Origin of the sequence: Lentzea sp. (assembly GCF_036380075.1) — a bacterium.
GTDB lineage: Bacteria > Actinomycetota > Actinomycetes > Mycobacteriales > Pseudonocardiaceae > Lentzea.
The window spans coordinates 1-6,172 of record NZ_DASVFL010000172.1; the positions used below are offsets into that span (position 1 = coordinate 1).

The 6,172-nt window shown below is 68.2% G+C and carries 5 protein-coding genes and 1 pseudogene; 5 read left to right on the forward strand and 1 reads right to left on the reverse strand.

Annotation, left to right across the window (positions count from 1 at the left end; all coding sequences use genetic code 11):
• Positions 1-185 precede the first annotated feature (185 nt).
• On the reverse strand, positions 186-1,169 hold the full coding sequence (locus VF330_RS19675) for a LacI family DNA-binding transcriptional regulator (RefSeq protein ID WP_330853094.1): 984 nt from the start codon (positions 1,167-1,169) through the stop codon (positions 186-188).
• Between the two features lie 113 nt (positions 1,170-1,282).
• Between VF330_RS19675 and VF330_RS19680 the strand changes: the two genes are divergently transcribed.
• The 5 genes and pseudogenes from VF330_RS19680 to VF330_RS19700 all read left to right on the forward strand — a co-directional run.
• Positions 1,283-2,536, forward strand: coding sequence for an ABC transporter substrate-binding protein (locus VF330_RS19680; protein WP_330853095.1), 1,254 nt, complete (start codon positions 1,283-1,285; stop codon positions 2,534-2,536).
• Complete coding sequence (locus VF330_RS19685; protein ID WP_330853096.1) at positions 2,533-3,402, forward strand: sugar ABC transporter permease; 870 nt, start codon at positions 2,533-2,535, stop codon at positions 3,400-3,402. The genes VF330_RS19680 and VF330_RS19685 overlap by 4 nt, the downstream gene beginning before the upstream one ends.
• On the forward strand, positions 3,399-4,220 hold the full coding sequence (locus VF330_RS19690; RefSeq protein WP_330853097.1) for a carbohydrate ABC transporter permease: 822 nt from the start codon (positions 3,399-3,401) through the stop codon (positions 4,218-4,220). The genes VF330_RS19685 and VF330_RS19690 overlap by 4 nt, the downstream gene beginning before the upstream one ends.
• Position 4,221: 1 nt before the next feature.
• Positions 4,222-5,340, forward strand: coding sequence for a glycosyl hydrolase (locus VF330_RS19695; protein WP_330853098.1), 1,119 nt, complete (start codon positions 4,222-4,224; stop codon positions 5,338-5,340).
• Positions 5,341-5,345: 5 nt separating this feature from the next.
• Positions 5,346-6,172, forward strand: a pseudogene (locus tag VF330_RS19700) (alpha-mannosidase); the annotation flags it as partial.

Sequence of the window (6,172 nt, forward strand, 5' to 3'; positions counted from 1 at the left end):
AGCGGCCCGTTCCCGATCCAACCGCTTACGACCCGACCGATCCTCCCGGATCTCGAACATCACAACCCCTGAAAACTCAGGCGTTGCAACGACCACTAGAACCTAAGAGATTGGCGGGGGTCTGGGGGCAGCGCCCCCAGGGGGAAAGCACGCACCCGCAACCCAACGCACGCAACAGGGGAACGCTACGAAACCGGCCCCGTAGACCCCCGAACCACCAACTCGGGCAAAACATCCTCAACATCCGTGGGCAGGGCCCCACCCACCACAGCCACCAACGCCCGAGCAGCCCGAGCCCCAAACGCAAACGTGTCCCGGGACAAAGCGGTCAACCGCCCGTGCTGACACAAGACCGAGTCATCCCAGGCAACGATCGACAACTCCCGAGGCACCGAAACCCCGAGGGAAGCCGCAACCTCAGCCCCGGCCACAGCCATGACGTCGTTGTCGTAAACGATCGCCGAAGGCCGATCCGGAGAGGTCAGCAGGGCACGGGTAGCAGCAGCCCCAGCCTCAGCCGTGTAGTCCCCGGCGACGATCACACCGTCCACAACGGACGCAAGAAAGGCCTGATCCCGCCGAACCGTGTGCAACAGAGAGGACAACCCGGCGACCCGGGCGATCCGCCGATGCCCCAACGACTTCAGGTACAGGACCACGGAAGTCATGGCCGCGTAGTCGTCAGCCCACACAGACGCCAACGAACCGTGATGCCCGGCCCCACCCACCACGACAGCGGGCAATCCGAGAGAGGACATCAGCTCCACCCGGGGATCGGAGACCAGCAGGTCGACGAGGAACACCCCGTCCACCCGGTGCTCGGCCCACCACCGCTGGTACAGCTCGATCTCGGCGGACCGGGACGACACCACCTGCAACAACAGCGCGGACGACATCTCCGACTGCATCCCGGCGATCAGCTGGAAGAAGAACGCCTCGTCCCCCAACGCCCGAGGCGGCCGGACCAGCACCAGCCCGACGGCGTCGGCGGACGCGGACGACAGCGCCCGAGCGGTGGAGGACGGCCGGTACCCCAGCGACGAGGCGACGTCCAGCACTCGGGCGCGGGTCGACTCGGACACCCCGGACCGCCCGTTCAACGCCAGTGACACGGCGCCTTTCGACACCCCGGCCGCGGCCGCGATGTCCTTGATCGTCGGCCTCTTCACGCACTGCCCTTCACGCGACCGCACCCTGTCCGGAACGAGACAACAAGACGGTCGGAGGCTAGCCGCAGATAAACCGGTTTAGCTAGGGTCCGCGTCCAAGGAGGTGGGTGTCAATGAAGAGGCGCACGTTCCTCGCGGGCCTGGTGGCGGTGCCCGTCGCGGGCTGTGGCCTGTCCGGCAGCACGGGCAGCAACTCTGCCGCGAACGGCCAGGTCACCGGCGAGATCACGTTCCAGACGTGGTCGCTCAAACCCAAGTACACCGACTACGTCAACGGTGTCGTCGACGCGTTCCAGAAGCAGCACCAGGGCACCACCGTGAAGTGGGTCGACCAGCCCGCGGACGGGTACCTGGCGAAGGTCATGGCGGACGCGAGCGCGGGGAGCCTGCCCGACGTCATCAACGTCCCGCCCGACCTGAGCTTCCCGCTCGCGAAGGCCGGCCAGCTCGTCGACCTCGACGAGTCGGTGAAGGACGCCAAGCCCGACTACCTGGAGAACGCCTGGCAGGCGTTCGAGATCCCCGGCAAGGGCGGCTGCTACGGCTTCCCCTGGTACCTCAACACCGGTCCGCTCTTCTACAACAAGGCCCTGTTCAGCCAGGCCGGACTCGATCCGAACCAGCCGCCGAAGGACTTCAGGCAGCTGGAGCAGACGGCACTCAAGCTCGCCGGGAAGAAGGTCGCGATCCTCGGCCAGACGCCGTCCATCGCCGACTTCGGCCTCTACGGCGTGAAGCTCTTCGAGAACGACAAGTTCACCTTCAACGAGCCCAAGGGCGTCGAGTTCGTCGAGACCTACAAGCGCATGTACGACGCCGGGGCGCTCATCCCCGAGGCGCTGACGCAGAACTACACCGGCGCCGGCGCCAAGTTCATGGCCCAGCAGACCGCGATGAACCCCGGCAGCGCCTACGACCTCGGCAAGTTCAAGACCGACGCGCCCAGCCTCTACGCGAACATCGGCATCACCACGCCCATCACGAACACCGGCAGCGCCAACATGTTCCTGCACGGCGTGAGCGTGCCGAAGAGCAGCAAGAACCAGGCGACGGCGCTCGCGTTCGGCCGGTTCCTCACCAACGCCGCGAACCAGGTGGAGTTCGCGAAGCTCGCGTCGATCTTCCCGTCCACCACCAGGGGCGGCGACGACCCGTACTTCACCACCGAGGACGGCACCGACGAGGCGCGCGTGCGGGTCGCGGCGGCCAAGCAGCTCAAGACCGCGGTCAACTACACGCCGGTGCAGTTCAGCGACCAGATGCGTGAGGCGCTGCTCCAGCAGCTCGCGGACGCGATGCTCGGCAAGAAGTCACCGAAGCAGGCGTTGGACGACGCCGTGAACGAGTGCAACAGGCTCCTCAAGTGACCCACCGCCCGTACACGCCGTGGCTGTTCCTGCTGCCGGGGCTGGCCGTCTGCCTGGTGTTCACGATCTTCCCGTTCCTGAACATGATCGTGCTGGCGTTCACCGACGCGAGCGCGCTGGGCGGCGGCCGGTTCACCGGCGTCGACAACTTCGTGCGGATGGCCCAGGACCCGAAGTTCTGGCTGGCGGCGCGCAACAGCCTGCTCTACATGGTGTGCGTCGTGCCGCCGCTGGTGCTGTTGCCGCTGCTGATCGCGGTGCTCGCACAGAGGGTCGTGCCGGGCATCGGGATCTTCCGCACGGCGTTCTTCACGCCGGTGATCGCGTCCGCGGTCGTGGTCGGGCTCATCTGGACGTGGCTGCTCGACAGCCGCGGCCTGGTGAACAACGTGGTGGTGGCGCTGGGCGGCACACCGGTCGGGTTCCTGACGGACTCGACGCTGCTGCTGGTCAGCTCCATGGTCGTGACGGTGTGGCGCGGACTCGGCTACTACATGGTGATCTACCTGGCCGCGCTCGCGAACGTGCCGAAGGACCTGCACGAGGCCGCGATGGTCGACGGCGCGGGCCCGGTCCGCCGGTTCTGGTCCGTGACGGTGCCCGCGCTGCGGCCGACGATGGTGCTCATCGCGGCGCTCAGCGCGGTCAACGGGTTCCGCGTGTTCTCCGAGATCTACCTGCTGTCGGGCGGCACCGGCGGGCCGGGCGGGGCGAGCACCACGATGGTGATGCTCATCCAGTCGGTCGGCCGGGGCCTCACCGGCGAGGTCGGGTACGCGTCGGCGCTGAGCCTCGTGCTGTTCGTGGTCCTGCTGGGCCTGCTGCTGGTCACCCTCAGGCTCAACCGCAGGGAGGAGCAGCTGTGAAGCGCGCCCACGCCTTCCTCGTCCTGCGCTACCTCGGGCTGCTGGCGGTGCTCGCGATCAGCATCGGCCCGTTCCTCTGGCAGTTCGCGACCAGCATCAAGGGTCCGGGTGAGGACGTCTTCGTCCCGGACTTCATCCCGGACGACCCGACGTTCGGCAACTACGCCGCCGTGGCCGAGGTCGTGCCGGTCTGGTCGTTCGCGCTCAACTCGCTGGGTGTCGCGAGCGTCAACGTCGTCACCAACTGCCTGGGCGCGGCGATGGCCGGCTATGCGTTGGCACGCTTGAGGTTCCGGGGCCGCAAGCTCGCCGCGGTGGTCTTCGCCAGCAGCATCCTGGTGCCGTTCGAGGCGATCCTGATCTCCCTGTTCCTGGTGATGCGCGGGCTCGGGCTCACCGACACGCTCACCGCGGTCGTGCTGCCCGGCTCGATCGCCGCGCTCAACGTCCTGTTGCTGCGCAACGCCTTCCTCGCACTCCCCGCCGAGGTCGAGGAAGCCGCGGTCATCGACGGCGCCAACGCGTGGCAGCGCTTCACCCGCCTCGCGCTGCCGTCGGTGAAGGGCACGCTGGTCGTGGTGGCGCTGTTCTCGTTCATGTTCAGCTGGGACGACTTCCTCTGGCCGCTCGTGGTGCTGAGCGACCAGGAGAAGTACACGCTCACCATCGGCCTCGCGTACCTCCAGGGCACGTTCGTGCAGAACCAGCGGCTGGTCGCGGCGGGCACGATCATCGCCGTCCTGCCGCTGATCCTGCTGTTCCTGTTGCTGCAGAAGCACTTCTTCCGCGGTGTCGGAGAAGGCGCGATCAAGGGGTGACATGCGTTTCGGCGTCAACTACACACCGTCCACCGGCTGGTTCCACCACTGGCTCGACTTCGACCTCGACGACGTCAAAGCCGACTTCGAGTCCATCGCGGGCCTCGGGCTCGACCACGTGCGGGTCTTCCCGCTGTGGCCGGTGTTCCAGCCCAACCGCGGCCTCGTCCGGCCGAAGGCGGTCGAGCAGCTCGCGCGGATGCTCGACGCGGCCCGTGAGACCGGCCTGGACGTGCAGGTCGACGTGCTGCAGGGGCACCTGTCGAGCTTCGACTTCTACCCGTCGTGGGTGCAGACCTGGCACCGCCGCAACATCTTCACCGACCACGACGTCGTCGACGGGCAACGCTTCTACGTCCGCACGCTCGCCGAGGCGCTCAAGGACAAGCCGAACTTCCTCGGCTTCACCCTCGGCAACGAGGTCAACCTGCTCACCGAGTCGAACCCGTGCACGCCCGAGCAGGCCGGCGAGTGGATCGACACGCTGCTCGCCGAGTGCGAGGAGGCCGCGCCGGGCCTCCCGCACGTCCACTCCGAGTACGACGCCGTCTGGTACGAGAGCGAGCACTCGTTCCTGCCGGAGCACGCGGCCAACAAGGGCGCGATGACCACCGTGCACTCGTGGGTCTTCAACGGCACCGCGCAGCGCTACGGCCCGCTCTCCACCGAAAGCGTCCACCACGCCGAGTACCTCGTCGAGCTGGCGAAGGCGCACGCGAAGGACCCGGACCGGCCTGTGTGGCTCCAGGAGGTCGGCGCCGCGCAACCCGAGATCAGCGCCGAGCAGGCGCCCGCGTTCGCCGAGCACACGCTTGCGAACGTGTTGACCTGCTCGAACCTGTGGGGCGTCACGTGGTGGTGCTCGCACGACGTCGACCGCGCGTTGGTGGACTTCCCCGAACGCGAGTACGAGTTGGGGTTGCTGACGACGGACCGCGAGGTCAAGCCGCTCGGGGAGGCGATCGCCAGGATCGTGCGTGAAGCGGACCACGAACCGGCCGCGCGCACGCCCGTCGAACTGCACGGCGACCGGCCCTCGTGGGGACCGGGCGGCGCTTTCTTCGACGAGTGGATGGCTCTCGCGCGCGACGGCGTGCGGGCTTCGATCAGGCTGGGGTGACTCACGTGCACGACGAACGCGCGCTGCTGGAAGACCGACTCGACCGCACGCTGAAGGAACGCATCCGCCCGGCCGTCTACGGCGAGACCGCGCCGCTCGAACTGGCCGTCTGGACCGTGCCGGACGAACCCGTCCCGGTCGCCGAGGCCCTGCGGGCCACCTACGTCCCCGCCGCCGTCGGTGACGCCTGGGGCGCCCCGTGGAGCACCAGCTGGTTCCGGCTGACCGGCAGCGTCCCGGAGGCGTGGCAGGGCAGGCAGGTCGAGGTCGTGCTGGACCTCGGCTTCACCCACCCCGGCCCCGGCTTCCAGTCCGAGGGCCTCGCCTACAACGCCCAGGGCGAGCCCGTCAAGGGAATCGAGCCGCGCAACACCTACCTGCCCGTCGACGGCCGCGAGGTGCTCTTCTACCTCGAGGCCGCGGGCAACCCGACGATCCTCGACTTCCACCCGTTCCTGCCGACCCAGCTCGGCGACAAGGCGACCGCGGGCACCGAGCCGCTGTACAAGATCCTCAAGGCCGAGCTCGCGGTGTTCCAGCCGCAGGTCTGGCACCTGATGCTCGACATCGAGGTGCTCCAGTCGCTGATGCGTGAGCTGCCCGGCCACGACCCGCGCCGGCACAAGGTCCTGCACGCGCTCGACCGGGCGATGGACGCGCTCGACCTCAACGAGGTCGCCGCCACCGCCGACCTGGCCCGCGCCGAGCTGGAGCACGTGCTGTCGTTGCCCGCCAACGCTTCCGCGCACAAGGTGTCCGCGATCGGTCACGCGCACATCGACTCCGCGTGGTTGTGGCCGTTGCGCGAGACGGTCCGCAAGTGCGCGCGGAC

Coding starts and splice junctions, on each gene's coding strand:
- VF330_RS19680 (WP_330853095.1), top strand. CDS start 1,283: ATGAAGAGGCGCACGTTCCTCGCGGGCCTGGTGGCGGTGCCCGTCGCG.
- VF330_RS19695 (WP_330853098.1), top strand. CDS start 4,222: ATGCGTTTCGGCGTCAACTACACACCGTCCACCGGCTGGTTCCACCAC.